Consider the following 15,685-nt stretch of genomic DNA (forward strand, 5'->3'; position numbering starts at 1 on the left):
GGAGCTGAGTGGCATATAAATAACATTTAAAATCAATAAGATAGCCATTCATAGATTATGTTTAAAATGGATTTTAACGGCAGTGCGGTACAACTACAACTAAGAAATAAAAAGATTTATTTAAGGGTTTTTCCTGTAAAACAAAAGCCCACATTATTGTGAATAAAAATAACATAAATTTAATTGATGAAAAAAATATCTTACATATAACATTAGGCCTTAACTTTTGAGGGGGTATGGTTTATAGTTATATGTAAACACATTCCCTAAAAGGATTATTGGTAATGTCATTAGTTAAAATCCCATTGAAGGAGTCCGTTCTGGAGGCAAGTCAGCAGCGTATTCTTTGGGTATTTGAAAACTTCTCACGCATCTGCATTTCTTTTTCCGGTGGAAAAGATTCTACCGTAATGCTGCATCTTGCCGCACTTTGTGCCAGGAAAATGAGAAAAAAAATCAGTGTGCTATTTATTGACTGGGAGGCTCAATTTTCTTGCACAATTAACCATTGTGAAAAAATTCATGCTGAATACCAGGATGTAATTGAAAAGTTTTATTGGGTGGCCCTGCCCTTAACTACTCAAAACGCACTCACTCAGTTTTCTCCAGAATGGCAGTGCTGGGAACCTGGAGCTAACTGGGTGCGTCAGCCCCCCGTCGAAGCTATTACTGATCCAGCCTATTTCCCTTTTTATACTACCGGTATGAGTTTTGAAGAGTTCGTTCGTAGCTTCGCCGACTGGTTTTCGCAAAACCGACCAGCTGCGATGATGGTTGGTATCCGCTCCGATGAATCACTCAATCGTTTTCGAACGATCTCTTCGCAGCGTAAGCAGCGCTTCGCAGACGATAAACCCTGGACCACTATGGCCCCTGGAGGCCACACCTGGTACGTGTACCCAATTTATGATTGGAAAACCGCCGATATTTGGACTCTATTTAGCAAGAATGGCTATACCTATAATCCTCTCTATGACCTGATGTACCAGGCGGGCGTGCCGCTGCGTTATATGCGAATCTGCGAACCCTTTGGCCCAGAACAACGTCAGGGATTATGGCTCTATCATGTACTTGAGCCTGAACGCTGGGCCGCTATCTGCCAGCGAGTAAATGGAGTTCATAGTGGTGGTGTTTACGCCGGGTATGACAACCAGTTTTACGGCCACCGTAAGCTCGATAAACCTTCGCACCATAGCTGGAAACGCTATGCACTGTTTTTACTCGACAGCATGCCCCGGAATACTGCGGAGCATTATCGTAATAAAATTGCCGTCTACCTTCACTGGTATCAAAAACAAGGAATGGAGGATATTCCCGATAGTCAGGATGGCGATACCAGCTCCCGGGATATACCGTCCTGGCGGCGAATCTGCAAAGTGCTGCTAAATAATGATTACTGGTGCCGTCAGCTATCTTTTAGTCCAACTAAGGCCACTAACTATAAAAAATACTGTCAGCGAATGAACAAAAAGCGTCAACAATGGGGGATATTATGAAACAAAGGCTAATTGCACAACTTGAAGAATATATGGCTGCACTGCCAGAAGAAGAAAAAATCAGTGCATTAAACGAATTTCGTCAGGCTTTGCATCGCCACAGTCCGTTTCGAACTCAGCCGGTCGATTGTGTATTGTGGGTCAAGGTGGAAGAGGTTATGCCCAATGACTACAATCCAAATAACCTTGCTCCACCGGAAAAGCGTCTGCTATTTACCTCCCTTGAAGCGAACGGCTTCACACAGCCAATTGTCGTACTGAAGCAGCAACCAAAACAGTATACTATCGTTGATGGTTTTCATCGCCGCGAGCTAGTGAACGGCAAAACGGCCCTAAAAAAAGAGTTAAAGGGATATCTGCCAGTTACCTGCCTGACAGAAAGCAGCACCCAGCGCGATGCGTTGATGGCTGCAACCATCCGCCATAACCGGGCTCGTGGGCGCCATCAAATTAACTCAATGTCGGAAATTGTCCGGGAACTGGCGAACCTGGGCTGGAGTAACGAAAAAATCAGCAAAGAGCTGGGTATGGATGCGGATGAGGTTTTGCGCCTGAAGCAAATTAGTGGTTTGACCGAGCTATTTAGCGATCGGCATTTCTCCCAAGCCTGGACGGTTAAATAATATACAGGGCGACCCGCTGTTAAGAGGTCTGCGCATCGTCCGGGACACGCTATTGAGAAGAAATACGCGTTTAGTCTCTTCCAGACGGATAACAAACGTGCGTGATGCATTAAGATGCTGTATAGCTGCAGCTATTCGTTGTCTGGATGCTTCCTGGAAAGCAGGCTTTATATTTCGCAGGTCAAGGTATACTGACGGGATGGCAGATGAAGCGGGAAGTGAACATTAACTTCACCAGCCAGAAGTTTGAGTCGTCATTCAACGATCACCCGGACTTTAGGTTTGGATAACAAAATCTTTGTTAATTCAGCGAAAGAGACAGGTTTGAAGAAATAGTATCCTTGCATAAATGTGATTTTTTTCCGACTTAGATACTCGAGTTGCTCCTGCGTTTCCACTCCTTCGGCAACGATGCTTATTGAAAGTTTATGTGCCAGATCGAGCACGGAATCCAGTATAAGAGTCGAGTACTCGTGTTCATTTACCCTGCTAACAAAGCTTTGATCAATTTTGATGTAATCGATGTGGAGCTTCTGCAAGTAAGAAAGCCCAGAGTATCCGGTCCCAAAATCATCTAGCGCAATATAAAATCCTTTTTTATGAAGTTTATTCAAGGTTTGAATAAGTGTTTTATCGATATTAAGAGGTTCACGTTCCGTCACCTCAATTATCAGATTCAAATCATGACGGCTGAAACTACTCTTATATTTCAAACATTCTTCAATGAATGTAGGTACCGCGATATGGCAAGCGCTATAATTAATTCCAACATGAAAGCCTTCCGGTAACTTACTGGCAATGGTGTTCATATTGGACGCAACCTGAGTCATCAGACTTTGCGTTAGCGGCACTATCAATCCTGACTTTTCTGCTAAAGATATAAATGAACCTGGTGATATGTACCCTTTTATTGGATGATTCCATCTGGCCAGCACTTCAACACCACGGAGCGTTCCTTCTGCGCCATTTACGATGGGCTGGTAAAAGGGGACGATCTCACCTTTCTCAATTGCCCGTTGGAGTTCATCTTCAGGGAGCGTATTTGTATTGAGATATTTATGCAGAATGTAAGCAGTAAGATAGGATATCAGCAGTAAAAACAATAAGACCCCCCAGGAGCGGCTTATCATTTTCGGCAGGTTTTGCAGACTGAAAAAAGCGGGTGCGTCGTATTCAATGCTGAAGGGATATTCTGTCGCCACCATGTGTACAGGATGATGCTGTGTTTCATTTATTGCAGTTACATCACCAAACATACCGATAACATTATTTCCTACCCTCAGTACGTACCTCACATCTTTTATCGGGATGTCCAACGCATCCCGGATATGACTATCGCTCACGGTAACCATGATACGACTGTCAGCGAATACAGTCTGAACTAAAAGAATAGGAAGTCCATTTACTGTGCCGCCAGAAGGTATAAGTAACAATGGTGAAATTGGCAGTCTGGAGGCATGAATCAGTAGCACGCGATTCCCTGGCAGGGATGAGCACCAGACTGTTTCGTCCCTGAGAATAATGATAGTCCTGAGATGGGGTTGAAGCGATGCTTCGGTACCGAGACGATATTGTTCTTCCGGGCCACAGCCTTTTTCGACAATATCTATTGCTGTTCGGGTGGCAAGGCGGGCTTCATTAAGAATCATATTCATATTCTTTAGAGCATACTTTGCCCCGGCAAGGCTGTCTGCGCGTGCAGCATACCAAAATTGAGTATTCAAAATAAAGGCACCCAATACAAACATTGTCACGGCTGCTACGATGGATATGAGCCTGTTGTGCATTTGTATACCTTGGGCAAGGAAGAATCGATTACACTGGTGGTATCGGAAGCACTTAATTTTATATTAAAAATAATATGGTCGATAAAGTTAAAATTATCAAGTAATTAACATCTAACTGTTTCATAGAAACAAATTCTTATCCTGAGACATTCCGTTATAGCACAAAGTAGTCAAACATCTGGTGATCTGTCTCCTGGATTAGAAACAACCTTCAGTTAGTAATGTCAGTTGATGAAGGGATCCCAACCGAAAGCCTTGAAGGGCTAAAGATAGCCCTCTCCTTGCAGGAGAGGGGCACAATGCTACGCTGCCGGTAGTTAATCAGGTCACCGGCGCTGGGTTAAACACCGCCAGCTGATTATGCAGGCCCCAGCGGTCAGAGAAGGTCTTCTTGCGACCGCTCGCCACATCAAGAATAAACTCAAACAGTTTCAGGCCGACGTCTTCGATGGTCTCTTCGCCGGTGGCGATGGTCCCGGCGTTGATGTCCATTAAGTCATACCAGCGGTTTGCCAGTTCGGTGCGGGTCGCCATTTTAATAACCGGCACCGCCACCAGACCGTATGGCGTGCCGCGCCCGGTGGTAAACACCTGCACGGTAATTCCCGAGGCCACCTGTTGTGTGCCGCAGACAAAATCGCTGGCCGGGGTGGCGGCGAAGATCAGGCCGCGTTTCGTCGGGCGCTGGCCCGGAGACAACACTTCCGCAATCGCGCTTTTACCCGATTTGGCGATAGAGCCCAGCGCTTTTTCTACCACGTTCGCCAGACCGCCTTTTTTATTGCCCGGAGAAGGGTTGGCGCTGCGGTCGGTTTTCCCCAGGTCGAGGTAGTTATCGTACCAGGCCATCTCTTCGAGCAGACGCTTGCCGACCTCTTCGTTGATCGCCCGTGGCGTCAGCAGATGAATGGCGTCGCGAACTTCGGTTACCTCAGAGAACATGACGGTTGCGCCGCAGCGAACCAACAGATCGGAGGCATAGCCCACGGCCGGGTTAGCGGTCACGCCGGAGAAGGCATCGCTGCCGCCACACTGCATGCCGACCACCAGTTCAGAGGCCGGGCAGGTTTCGCGCTGACGGGCGTTCAGTTTTGCCAGATGACGCTCGGCAACCTGCAGGATATCTTCCACCATCGATTCAAAACCGACGTGATGTTCGTCCTGTAAGCGCACGATGCTGGCGCTGTCGACGGCAATCGGCTGAACATCCTCGGTTCCCTGCAGCAGACGTTCAGGCTGGAGTTTTTCACAGCCCAGACCCACCACCATCACTTCACCGCCAAAGTTTGGGTTCAGCGAAATATTATGGATGGTGCGGATAGGGATCACCGCGGCGGGGGCGTTGATCGCGACGCCGCAGCCATACAGATGATTAAGGCCAACCACGCCATCGACATTCGGATATTTTGGCAGCAGATCACGTTCAATAATTTTCACGACATAATCCACGACCCCAGCCACGCAGTGAACGCTGGTGGTGATCCCCAGCAGGTTCTTGGTGCCGACGCTGCCATCCGCATTGCGGTACCCCTCGAAGGTGTAGCCGGTAAGCGGCGGTAGGGGCTCCGGCACTTTTGTTGCCAGTGGTAGCGTGTTTAATGGCGGCGCGCTCGGCAGCTCAACCATGGATTCATCAATCCAGCTACCGCGTGCGATATCGCGTACGGCGTAACCAATCACCTCGCCGTAGCGGATGATTTCGCCGTGTACGGGAATATCGACCAGCGCCACTTTGTGACCTTGCGGGATATGCTCGATCAACGTCAGCCCATCAGGGAAACGCGTTCCGGCCGTTAAACCTCGATCGTTAACAATAATCGCCACATTATCGGTATCGTGTACTTTTATATAAAACGCCGTCGGCGATTCTTGTCTAATTTCAATGTCAGCCATTGTCCAGTATTCTCCAGCAAGGTGCGAATAATTAAATAAATCGGTTATTCAAAGAGTGCCACTGTGATTTGTTAAATAAAGAATGTCAGGTGTTCAGGATTTAAAATGTGATCTAAATCACTCATTGTGGCGAGAGCCAGCCTGACAACAAGGGAAAACGCCGGAACTGTGCATCAGCGCCCATTTGTTATTGCATTTGCACAGTAATAACTGGTTTTTGTCGCTGCTTATGGGTTATATGCACAGTGTTCAATGAGCGCCGGCTGATTATACTGAATCATGCTTGCAATGCACCGGATGAGTAAATCGAGGAAGTTTGATATCGATTTCTGAATAATTAAAAATCACACCAAAAATAAATAATGGTAGGTGTGCTGTACCTGAGGAATATTAAATGAGTCTGGATGCAACGATAGAACAAAGAAAAGGTATACCAACCCGGTATTTAATTCTACTTATTATATTTATTGTTACCGCCGTTAACTATGCCGACCGTGCAACATTATCTATTGCCGGGACGGAAGTGGCGAAAGAGCTGCAGCTCAGTGCCGTATCAATGGGCTATATTTTCTCCGCTTTTGGCTGGGCCTACCTGCTGATGCAGATCCCCGGCGGCTGGCTGCTGGATAAATTTGGCTCGAAGAAAGTCTACACCTATAGCCTGTTCTTCTGGTCACTGTTCACCTTCCTGCAGGGCTTTGTGGATATGTTCCCGCTGGCCTGGGCGGGTATCTCCATGTTTATCATGCGTTTTATGCTTGGTTTCTCGGAAGCGCCTTCCTTCCCGGCAAACGCCCGTATCGTAGCGGCCTGGTTCCCGACCAAAGAACGCGGCACCGCTTCGGCTATCTTTAACTCCGCGCAGTACTTTTCCCTCGCGCTGTTCTCACCGCTGCTGGGCTGGCTGACGTTTGCTTGGGGCTGGGAGCATGTCTTTACCGTGATGGGCGCCATCGGCTTCGTACTGACCGGTCTGTGGGTCAAGTTGATCCATAACCCGACCGACCATCCGCGTATGAGTAAAGAAGAGCTGAAGTTCATCTCTGATAACGGCGCAGTAGTCGATATGGACCATAAAAAGCCGGGCAGCGCGGCGGCCAGCGGTCCTAAACTTCACTATATCAAGCAGCTGTTGAGCAACCGCATGATGCTGGGCGTGTTCTTCGGCCAATATTTTATCAACACCATCACGTGGTTCTTCCTCACCTGGTTCCCGATTTACCTGGTGCAGGAAAAAGGGATGTCGATTCTGAAAGTGGGGCTGGTGGCCTCAATCCCGGCGCTGTGTGGTTTTGTCGGGGGCGTACTGGGTGGCGTGTTCTCTGACGCTTTGATTAAACGCGGTTTTTCTCTCACCGTGGCGCGTAAATTGCCGATTGTTCTCGGTATGCTGCTGGCCTCAACCATTATTCTGTGTAACTACACCGATAACACCGCGCTGGTCGTGACGCTGATGGCGCTGGCGTTCTTTGGTAAAGGGTTTGGCGCACTCGGCTGGCCGGTGATTTCGGATACCGCGCCAAAAGAGATCGTCGGTCTGTGCGGTGGGGTCTTCAACGTCTTCGGCAACATTGCCTCCATTGTGACCCCGCTGGTTATCGGTTACCTGGTGAGCGAGCTGCACTCATTCAACGCTGCGCTGGTCTTCGTCGGCTGTTCGGCTCTGATGGCGATGGTTTGCTATCTGTTTATTGTCGGCGACATCAAGCGTATGGAACTGCAGAAATAATTAACGGTTAAGTGACAAGGTATAAGCGATGAACAACGATATCTTCCCGAACAAATTTAAGGCTGCTCTGGCGGCACATCAGATTCAGATTGGCTGCTGGTCAGCGCTGACCAGCCCGATTAGCACCGAAGTGTTAGGCCTGGCTGGTTTCGATTGGCTGGTGCTGGACGGTGAACATGCGCCGAACGACATCTCAACCTTTATCCCTCAACTGATGGCGCTGAAAGGCAGCGCCAGCGCGCCAGTGGTGCGTGTACCGACCAACGAGCCGGTCAATATTAAACGCCTGCTGGATATCGGTTTCTATAACTTCCTGATCCCGTTCGTTGAGAGCAAAGAGGAGGCGGTCAATGCGGTGGCTTCCACCCGCTATCCGCCAGAAGGCATCCGCGGCGTGTCCGTGTCGCACCGCGCCAATATGTTTGGCACCGTGCCGGATTACTTCGCGCAATCGAACAAAAACATCACCATCCTGGTGCAAATCGAGAGCCAGCAAGGGGTGGATAACGTGGATGCGATTGCCGCTACCGACGGCGTCGACGGTATTTTTGTCGGCCCAAGCGATCTGGCTGCTGCCTTAGGGCATCTGGGCAACGCGTCGCATCCGGAAGTGCAGAAAGCTATCCAGCACATCTTCGCCAGTGCGAAAAAGCACGGTAAGCCTAGCGGGATTCTGGCACCGGTAGAGGCGGATGCACGCCGTTATCTGGAGTGGGGCGCGACATTTGTGGCCGTCGGCAGCGACCTTGGCGTATTCCGCTCGGCGACGCAGAAATTAGCTGATTCCTTTAAAAAATAATCACCATCGATACGAGAGAGATAACGTTATGACAATGAAAGTTGGTTTTATTGGCCTGGGCATCATGGGTAAACCAATGAGTAAAAACCTCCTGAAGGCGGGTTACTCGTTGGTGGTTACCGACCGCAATATGGAAGCGATTGCCGACGTGATTGCCGCTGGCGCGGAAACCGCCACCTCGGCGAAGGCGATTGCTGAACAGTGTGACGTGATCATCACTATGCTGCCGAACTCACCGCACGTTAAAGAGGTGGCGCTGGGTGAAGGCGGCATTATCGAAGGCGCGAAGCCGGGTACGGTGCTGATCGACATGAGCTCAATTGCTCCGCTGGCGAGCCGCGAAATCAGCGATGCTCTGAAGGCCAAAGGCGTGGATATGCTCGATGCGCCGGTCAGCGGTGGTGAACCGAAGGCCATCGACGGCACCTTGTCAGTGATGGTGGGTGGCGATAAAGCGATTTTTGACAAGTATTACGACCTGCTGAAAGCCATGGCGGGCTCCGTGGTGCACACCGGCGATATTGGCGCGGGCAACGTGACCAAGCTGGCCAACCAGGTGATTGTGGCGCTGAACATTGCCGCGATGTCTGAAGCACTGACCCTGGCAACGAAAGCCGGCGTTAACCCGGACCTGGTGTATCAGGCCATTCGCGGCGGCCTGGCCGGCAGCACCGTGCTGGATGCCAAAGCGCCGATGGTGATGGATCGCAACTTCAAGCCAGGTTTCCGTATCGATCTGCATATCAAAGATCTGGCGAATGCGCTGGATACCTCCCATGGGGTGGGCGCACAGCTGCCGCTGACCGCGGCGGTGATGGAGATGATGCAGGCGCTGCGTGCCGACGGTCTGGGTACCGCCGACCATAGCGCACTTGCGTGCTACTACGAAAAACTGGCGAAAGTGGAAGTCACTCGCTAACAAGAAGGGCGCGGGCGCGCGCCCTGTAATTCTTGCCTTGCGCGGCACTGTCAGGCTACATAACTATGAAAATCGTAATCGCCCCAGACTCTTATAAAGAAAGCCTCTCGGCGACTGAGGTTGCACAGGCTATTGAAAAAGGTTTTCGGGAAATTTTCCCCGATGCGCAGTACGTGAAGGTTCCTCTTGCCGACGGCGGCGAGGGTACCGTTGAAGCGATGATCGCCGCGACCCAGGGAACCGAGATGAGCGCCTGTGTGACGGGGCCATTAGGGGTTCCTGTTGATGCCTGCTGGGGGCTTTCCGGCGACGGTAACACGGCGTTTATTGAAATGGCGGCGGCCAGTGGCCTGGCGCTGGTGCCACCGGCGCAGCGCAATCCGTTATTGACGACGTCACGTGGTACCGGCGAGCTGATTTTGCAGGCGCTGGATCACGGGGCGAAAAATATCATTATTGGCATTGGCGGTAGCGCGACTAATGACGGCGGCGCGGGGATGGTACAGGCGCTGGGCGCGCGTCTTTGCGATGCCGAAGGTGCCGAAATTGGCCACGGTGGCGGCAGCCTGTGCCATCTCAATTCGATCGACGTTTCCGGGCTTGATGCCCGACTGCAGGATTGCGCGATCCGCGTGGCCTGCGATGTGACCAACCCGCTGATCGGCGAGAGCGGTGCATCGCGGATATTTGGGCCACAGAAGGGGGCGACCGAAGCGATGATCTGCGAGCTGGACGATAATCTGGCGCATTACGCGCAGATCATTCAGGCCGACCTGCAGGTGGATGTGAAGCAGGTGGCTGGCGCCGGGGCAGCCGGTGGGATGGGCGCGGCGTTGATGGCGTTCCTGCATGCCGAATTACGCAGTGGGATCGAGATAGTGACCCAGGCGTTGAATCTGGAAGAGCATATCCTCGATTGTTCGCTGGTGGTGACCGGCGAAGGCCGGCTGGATAGCCAGAGTATTAATGGCAAGGTGCCGGTTGGCGTGGCGAGCGTCGCGAAAAAATACCATAAGCCGGTGATTGGTATTGCTGGCAGCCTGACCAGCGATGTGGGCATCGTTCACCAGCATGGTATTGATGCGGTGTTCAGCGTGCTGACCGGTATAACGACGCTGGAAGAGGCATTTCGCGGTGCGTCGGACAATATTTACCATGCGTCGCGGAATATTGCGGCGACATTGCAGGTGGGGATGGCGACGGAGGGATGACAAGCGGGTGCAAACCCTCTATACTGCGCGCCGAAGCTGACCAGACAGTCGCCGCTTCGTCGTCGTCCTCTTCGGAGGAGACAGACGGAGGGGAGGAAAGTCCGGGCTCCATAGGGCAGGGTGCCAGGTAACGCCTGGGGGGCGCAAGCCCACGACCAGTGCAACAGAGAGCAAACCGCCGATGGCCCACGCAAGTGGGATCAGGTAAGGGTGAAAGGGTGCGGTAAGAGCGCACCGCGCGTCTGGTAACAGTTCGCGGCACGGTAAACTCCACCCGGAGCAAGGCCAAATAGGGGTTCACAAGGTACGGCCCGTACTGAACCCGGGTAGGCTGCTTGAGCCAGTGAGCGATTGCTGGCCTAGATGAATGACTGTCCACGACAGAACCCGGCTTAACGGTCAGCTTCACCATTCAAAGAAAACCCCGCTTCGGCGGGGTTTTTGCTTCAACGTGTACGCTCAACCGTTAAGAAAAATGTTCCTGCAGCTTTATCTTTTATTCCCGAATATTCACCCACGCCAACCAATGTATAAATTTAAACGTTTTTTGGGCTGTGTTTAACGGAACTCTCGGTGATACTGTCAGAATAAGTGTTGGTCTGTTCTATCCGTTGTGCGCAATGATTTCTGGGATGAATTCTGCCGTCTTACAGGTTAATGGATAGTATTTTTATTCTTTGCTGCCCGGCAGGAGCGTGGATGATATGAAAAATTTTGTTTTATTTCCACAAGTGAAATTTGCCATTGAATGGTTGAAAGGTCATGGCGATACTATTTTTCAATTCGGCTGGAATATTGCTGCGGCAATAATACTGCTGTTTGTCGGCAAGATAATATCGAAACTATTATCCAAGGCCATTGAAAAAATTCTGGTACGGCGAAACGTCGACGCCACGGTGGTGCATTTCTTTGCGGCAATTGTTCGTTATATCACCATGGCATTTGCGATCGTGGCGGCCCTGGGGCGGGTCGGGATTGAAACCTCATCTATCATCGCCGTCATTGGTGCCGCTGGCTTAGCGATTGGCCTGGCGCTGCAGGGCTCACTCTCGAACTTTGCCGCCGGCGTGCTGCTGGTGACGCTGCGCCCTTTCCGTGCCGGTAATTTTGTTGAAGTAGGCGCCGTCTCCGGGGTAGTACAAACGGTGCATGTCTTCTCGACAACCTTGTTGACGGTAGATAACAAAGAAGTGGTGATTCCCAACGGGAAAATTATTGCCGACAGTATCGTCAACTATTCACGTCACCCGTGGCGGCGTATCGATCTGCTATTAGGCGTTGCTTACCAAAGCCGTATCAGTGAAGTGAAAACGGTTATTCAGGATATTATTGATAATGAGCGGCGAATCGATAAATCCCGCGGCACCACGGTACGACTTATTGAGCTTGGACCATCAACGCTGAATTTCACCGTGCGCGTGTGGGTGAAAAACAGTGAATACTGGGATACCTATTTCGACTTGCTGGAAAATATTAAAGACTCGTTAGATGAACACCAGATCCTGTTGCCAGGGCCACGCATGGACGTGCGTTTGATGAGTCCGGCGGGGAATCCACTGATCCAGCCCCACGGCTAGGCCTGGCGACACAATCGGCCCCTTCTGGGGCCGAATCTAGTGTATCAGGCGGCGTTTTCTTCATCCTGAAGCCGCGTGGCGGCGTCTGCAACGATAGCTTCCAGTTCACTGAGCATCTCGTCATAGCCAAAACTGGCGACCTTCGGTGCGTCTTGCTGCAGAGGTTGAGACGACGGTACGGCTTTTACTGTTTTCTTCTTATGCTTACTCACTGACAGACTCCATCACTGCTGTAATTACACTGGTAAATCTATCAGTAAAGCGCGTAAAGGCGTATCGGCAACAAGGGTAATGTTAGCTTCGTCACGAATAAATGCGCCGTCTCCACAGGTCAACGCCTGCTTCTCTTCTTCACAAGCAACGGCATGCACCGTGCCATGAATCGATTGCAGATAGGCACGCGGCCCGTGCAACTGCACATTGATGTGTTCGCCGGCGGCGAGATCGAGCTGGTGGATCCACACCTGCTGACGAAGCTGCAAACTGTTCTGCGCGCCGTCCGGGGACGCGAGCAGCTGATATGGAGCATCGGCGATGGCCAGCTTTTGTATTTGCGGGTTTTCCCGCTGCGGGCAAGCATCCAGCCAGAGCTGCATCCGGGTCAGCGACCCCTCTTTACTCAGGTTATGTTCGCTGTAGCTGATCCCTGGCTGAGTCGATATCAGCAGCGCTTCACCGGTCTTTGCCTGCACATGGTTGCCGTCACTGTCGCGATATTCCGCTTCCCCTTCCAGAATCAGGTTCAGAATATCGACTTTCGGGTAGGTCCGCGGCTGAAACGACGCGCCGGGGGCCAGAACTTCCTGGTTGAGCACGCGCAGGGAGGCGTATCCTAACAGTTTAGGGTCAAAGTAGTGTCCAAAGGAAAAGGTGTAGCGGGCCTGCAGCCAGCCGAAATCTGCTTGTCCACATTGTTTGGCTGTTCGGGTAGTAATCATTTTTTTGACCTCTCTTTACACTAAATCAATGGTAAAGGTATGGACGCTGTATTGTTAGCCAGATATTCTGCCTGGTATGTTCAAATTTCCTGAATGAGAGTCTTATGGCTAAAGAGAGAGCATTAACGCTGGAAGCGTTACGTGTAATGGACGCTATCGACAGGCGCGGGAGCTTTGCTGCTGCGGCTGACGAGCTCGGTCGGGTGCCCTCCGCCCTTAGCTACACGATGCAAAAGCTGGAAGAGGAACTGGATGTGGTGCTGTTTGACCGCTCAGGTCATCGGACAAAATTCACTAACGTTGGTCGCATGTTGCTGGAGCGCGGACGCGTGCTGCTGGAAGCGGCAGATAAGCTCACCACCGATGCCGAAGCCCTCTCGCGCGGCTGGGAAACGCATCTGACCATCGTGACAGAAGCGCTGGTCCCGACGCAGGATTTCTTCCCGCTGATTGAAAAGCTGGCGACCAAATCCAATACCCAACTGTCGGTGATAACCGAAGTACTGGCCGGGGCATGGGAGCGCCTGGAGCAGGGGCGGGCGGATATCGTCGTGGCGCCGGATATGCATTTTCGCTCCTCGTCGGAGATTAACTCCCGTAAGCTCTATTCGGTGATGAACGTCTACGTTGCCGCGCCGGATCACCCGATCCATCAGGAGCCTGAGCCACTTTCTGAAGTCACTCGGGTTAAGTATCGCGGCGTTGCGGTGGCGGATACCGCCCGTGAACGTCCGGTGCTGACGGTGCAATTACTCGATAAGCAGCCGCGTCTGACGGTCAGTACCATTGAAGATAAGCGGCAGGCGCTGTTGGCGGGTTTAGGGGTGGCGACGATGCCCTATCCGCTGGTTGAGCAGGACATTGCCGAAGGGCGCTTACGGGTAGTCAGCCCGGAATACACCAATGAGATCGACATTATCATGGCGTGGCGCCGCGATAGCATGGGCGAAGCGAAATCATGGTGTCTGCGAGAGATCCCGAAGCTGTTTGCCAGGAAGTAAGTTGACGGTGCGCTCCTGCCGCAGAAGGAGCGCAGTCATTATAAGGATGACGTTTTAGGTTCCGGCCCGAAACGGTTCGCTCCCGGCGTGCCGTTCTGGCAGTTGAACACCAGGATAACCAGCCAGCCAATGACCGGGATCAGCATCAGCAATAGCCACCACGCTGAGCGATCGGTGTCGTGCAAACGGCGAAACTGCACCGCCCACCATGGCAGAAAGACCAGCACGCCATAAATCGTCGTCAGGATGCCTTCCCCACCCGCGCGCTGCCAGCCTAACATCTTGTCGATGATACCCAGGACAACGGTCAGAACGATGTTGACCAGAATAAACATCCAGTATTCTTTGCGCCGAGCGCGGCCACCAAATCCAATATAGTTTTTCAGTACTTTTAAATACCAGTCCATTTTTACGCCTCGATTAACGGTCAATCACTTGTTTTTTAAGCGATCGAAATAAGAATAGCCGTGAATGGAAGGCGGGTAAATATATTCACCAGATGAAATATCAGGCGCCGCAGCGGGCGCCTGAATGTTTAGCTGAAGAGACGATCCCGGCCGTGCGGTTCGCTGAGATCCTGATGCGGGCCGACGGAGATAATTCCGGTGGGGTTGATCGTTTTATGGCTGCGGTAGTAGTGGTTGCGGATATGGGCAAAATTTACCGTCTCTGCGATGCCTGGCATCTGGTAGATATCGCGCAGGAAACCATACAGATTAGGGTAATCGCTGATGCGGTGTTTATCGCACTTAAAGTGGGTCACGTAGACCGGGTCGAAACGCACGAGAGTGGTCCACAGCCGAATATCGGCTTCCGTGAGCTGATTACCCGTCAGGTAGCGGTGCTCACCAAGGATCTTCTCCAGGCGATCGAGCGATACAAATACTGCCGTTACTGCCTCATCGTATGCCTGCTGGCTGGTGGCGAATCCGGCTTTGTAGACCCCATTATTGACGTTGTCGTAGATCCAGGCGTTCAGTTCATCGATGGTTTCGCGCAGGGCTGGCGGGTAGTAATCGCCGGCTGTGGCCCCCAACGCGTCGAAAGCGCCATTGAACATACGGATGATATCCGCCGATTCGTTGCTGACGATGGTGTTCTGCTTTTTATCCCACAATACCGGCACCGTCACGCGCCCGGTATAGTGCGGATCGGCGTGCAGATAGAGCTGATAGAGAAAGTCGTGTTGATACAGTGAATCGCCGGTTGCGTCGGGGAAATCGTGAGCGAAGGTCCAGCCGTTTTCCAGCATCAGGGGGTGAACCACCGAGACGGAAATAAACGGGTCCAGTCCTTTGAGCTTGCGCATGATCAGCGTGCGGTGCGCCCACGGACAGGCAAGGGAAACGTACAGATGATAGCGGTCTTTTTCGGCAGCAAAACCACCGCTACCGGAGAGGCCTGGCGCGCCATCGGCGGTCAGCCAGTTGCGAAATGCCGACACCGAGCGCTTGAAACGTCCGCCGGTGGATGCGGTGTCATACCAGGTATCCTGCCAGACGCCATCGATTAATTGTCCCATTCTCTCCTCCTTCAGACTTCAGATAGCAAAAGCGAGGAGATGTCTCCTCGCTTTATTGTTCATTCAGTATATACCCTTCATCCTGCAAGTTGCCTGGGTGTTGGCTGTACACCCCAGTCACTTACTTCAGTAAGCTGCTGGGAATGATGGGCCTCATTGATGATGAGGCTCACCCTACGGGCCAGCGCTT

At 51.7% G+C, this 15,685-nt stretch carries 14 protein-coding genes and 1 other RNA gene; 9 read left to right on the forward strand and 6 right to left on the reverse strand.

Annotated features, from left to right (window positions below):
* Positions 1–284: 284 nt before the first annotated feature.
* A complete protein-coding gene (locus tag ACMYSN_RS17975) occupies positions 285–1,496 on the forward strand; it encodes a phosphoadenosine phosphosulfate reductase (RefSeq protein ID WP_462495667.1) in 1,212 nt (403 codons plus the stop codon).
* On the forward strand, positions 1,493–2,119 hold the full coding sequence (locus ACMYSN_RS17980; RefSeq protein ID WP_462495668.1) for an IbrB-like domain-containing protein: 627 nt from the start codon (positions 1,493–1,495) through the stop codon (positions 2,117–2,119). Before ACMYSN_RS17975 ends, ACMYSN_RS17980 begins: the two co-directional genes overlap by 4 nt.
* Before the next feature lie 254 nt (positions 2,120–2,373).
* Here ACMYSN_RS17980 and ACMYSN_RS17985 read toward each other — a convergent pair whose 3' ends face one another.
* Both ACMYSN_RS17985 and garD read right to left on the reverse strand, forming a co-directional pair.
* Positions 2,374–3,906 (reverse strand): EAL domain-containing protein, encoded by a 1,533-nt coding sequence (locus ACMYSN_RS17985; protein WP_462495669.1) that lies wholly within the window; start codon positions 3,904–3,906, stop codon positions 2,374–2,376.
* 321 nt (positions 3,907–4,227) lie between these two features.
* A complete protein-coding gene (garD, locus tag ACMYSN_RS17990; RefSeq protein ID WP_462495670.1) occupies positions 4,228–5,799 on the reverse strand; it encodes a galactarate dehydratase in 1,572 nt (523 codons plus the stop codon).
* 394 nt (positions 5,800–6,193) lie between these two features.
* On the opposite strand from garD, the gene garP reads away from it, so the two are divergent.
* The 6 genes from garP (at position 6,194) to mscS (ending at position 12,034) form a co-directional block, all read left to right on the forward strand.
* Complete coding sequence (gene garP / locus ACMYSN_RS17995) at positions 6,194–7,528, forward strand: MFS transporter (RefSeq protein WP_462495671.1); 1,335 nt, start codon at positions 6,194–6,196, stop codon at positions 7,526–7,528.
* Positions 7,529–7,556: 28 nt separating this feature from the next.
* Positions 7,557–8,327, forward strand: a complete 771-nt coding sequence (garL, locus tag ACMYSN_RS18000) for a 5-keto-4-deoxy-D-glucarate aldolase (protein WP_462495672.1) — start codon at positions 7,557–7,559, stop codon at positions 8,325–8,327.
* Between the two features lie 28 nt (positions 8,328–8,355).
* Positions 8,356–9,246, forward strand: coding sequence for a 2-hydroxy-3-oxopropionate reductase (gene garR, locus ACMYSN_RS18005; RefSeq protein ID WP_123756367.1), 891 nt, complete (start codon positions 8,356–8,358; stop codon positions 9,244–9,246).
* A gap of 65 nt (positions 9,247–9,311) precedes the next feature.
* A complete protein-coding gene (gene garK / locus ACMYSN_RS18010; RefSeq protein WP_462495673.1) occupies positions 9,312–10,457 on the forward strand; it encodes a glycerate 2-kinase in 1,146 nt (381 codons plus the stop codon).
* A 32-nt stretch (positions 10,458–10,489) separates the two neighbouring features.
* An RNA gene (rnpB, locus tag ACMYSN_RS18015) (RNase P RNA component class A) lies at positions 10,490–10,868 on the forward strand.
* A 293-nt stretch (positions 10,869–11,161) separates the two neighbouring features.
* On the forward strand, positions 11,162–12,034 hold the full coding sequence (gene mscS, locus ACMYSN_RS18020; RefSeq protein ID WP_123756369.1) for a small-conductance mechanosensitive channel MscS: 873 nt from the start codon (positions 11,162–11,164) through the stop codon (positions 12,032–12,034).
* Between the two features lie 44 nt (positions 12,035–12,078).
* On the opposite strand, the gene ACMYSN_RS18025 is transcribed toward mscS, so the two are convergent.
* Entirely contained in the window at positions 12,079–12,246 is a 168-nt protein-coding gene (locus ACMYSN_RS18025; protein ID WP_462495674.1) for a hypothetical protein, read from the reverse strand.
* Positions 12,247–12,270: 24 nt separating this feature from the next.
* Positions 12,271–12,972, reverse strand: a complete 702-nt coding sequence (locus ACMYSN_RS18030) for a pirin family protein (RefSeq protein WP_462495675.1) — start codon at positions 12,970–12,972, stop codon at positions 12,271–12,273.
* A 104-nt stretch (positions 12,973–13,076) separates the two neighbouring features.
* On the opposite strand from ACMYSN_RS18030, the gene ACMYSN_RS18035 reads away from it, so the two are divergent.
* Positions 13,077–13,973, forward strand: a complete 897-nt coding sequence (locus ACMYSN_RS18035; protein ID WP_123756371.1) for a LysR family transcriptional regulator — start codon at positions 13,077–13,079, stop codon at positions 13,971–13,973.
* A 38-nt stretch (positions 13,974–14,011) separates the two neighbouring features.
* Here the strand turns inward: ACMYSN_RS18035 and ACMYSN_RS18040 are convergent, their stop codons facing one another.
* On the reverse strand, positions 14,012–14,380 hold the full coding sequence (locus ACMYSN_RS18040) for a DUF805 domain-containing protein (RefSeq protein ID WP_462495676.1): 369 nt from the start codon (positions 14,378–14,380) through the stop codon (positions 14,012–14,014).
* Positions 14,381–14,508: 128 nt separating this feature from the next.
* Entirely contained in the window at positions 14,509–15,495 is a 987-nt protein-coding gene (locus ACMYSN_RS18045; protein WP_462495677.1) for a glutathione S-transferase family protein, read from the reverse strand.
* Between the last annotated feature and the right edge of the window lie 190 nt (positions 15,496–15,685).

The organism is Klebsiella sp. R445 (assembly GCF_051131755.1).
GTDB lineage: Bacteria > Pseudomonadota > Gammaproteobacteria > Enterobacterales > Enterobacteriaceae > Klebsiella > Klebsiella lignicola.

Coding starts and splice junctions, on each gene's coding strand:
- ACMYSN_RS17975 (WP_462495667.1), top strand. CDS start 285: ATGTCATTAGTTAAAATCCCATTGAAGGAGTCCGTTCTGGAGGCAAGT.
- ACMYSN_RS17980 (WP_462495668.1), top strand. CDS start 1,493: ATGAAACAAAGGCTAATTGCACAACTTGAAGAATATATGGCTGCACTG.
- ACMYSN_RS17985 (WP_462495669.1), bottom strand. CDS start 3,906: ATGCACAACAGGCTCATATCCATCGTAGCAGCCGTGACAATGTTTGTA.
- garD (WP_462495670.1), bottom strand. CDS start 5,799: ATGGCTGACATTGAAATTAGACAAGAATCGCCGACGGCGTTTTATATA.
- garP (WP_462495671.1), top strand. CDS start 6,194: ATGAGTCTGGATGCAACGATAGAACAAAGAAAAGGTATACCAACCCGG.
- garL (WP_462495672.1), top strand. CDS start 7,557: ATGAACAACGATATCTTCCCGAACAAATTTAAGGCTGCTCTGGCGGCA.
- garR (WP_123756367.1), top strand. CDS start 8,356: ATGACAATGAAAGTTGGTTTTATTGGCCTGGGCATCATGGGTAAACCA.
- garK (WP_462495673.1), top strand. CDS start 9,312: ATGAAAATCGTAATCGCCCCAGACTCTTATAAAGAAAGCCTCTCGGCG.
- mscS (WP_123756369.1), top strand. CDS start 11,162: ATGAAAAATTTTGTTTTATTTCCACAAGTGAAATTTGCCATTGAATGG.
- ACMYSN_RS18030 (WP_462495675.1), bottom strand. CDS start 12,972: ATGATTACTACCCGAACAGCCAAACAATGTGGACAAGCAGATTTCGGC.
- ACMYSN_RS18035 (WP_123756371.1), top strand. CDS start 13,077: ATGGCTAAAGAGAGAGCATTAACGCTGGAAGCGTTACGTGTAATGGAC.
- ACMYSN_RS18040 (WP_462495676.1), bottom strand. CDS start 14,380: ATGGACTGGTATTTAAAAGTACTGAAAAACTATATTGGATTTGGTGGC.
- ACMYSN_RS18045 (WP_462495677.1), bottom strand. CDS start 15,495: ATGGGACAATTAATCGATGGCGTCTGGCAGGATACCTGGTATGACACC.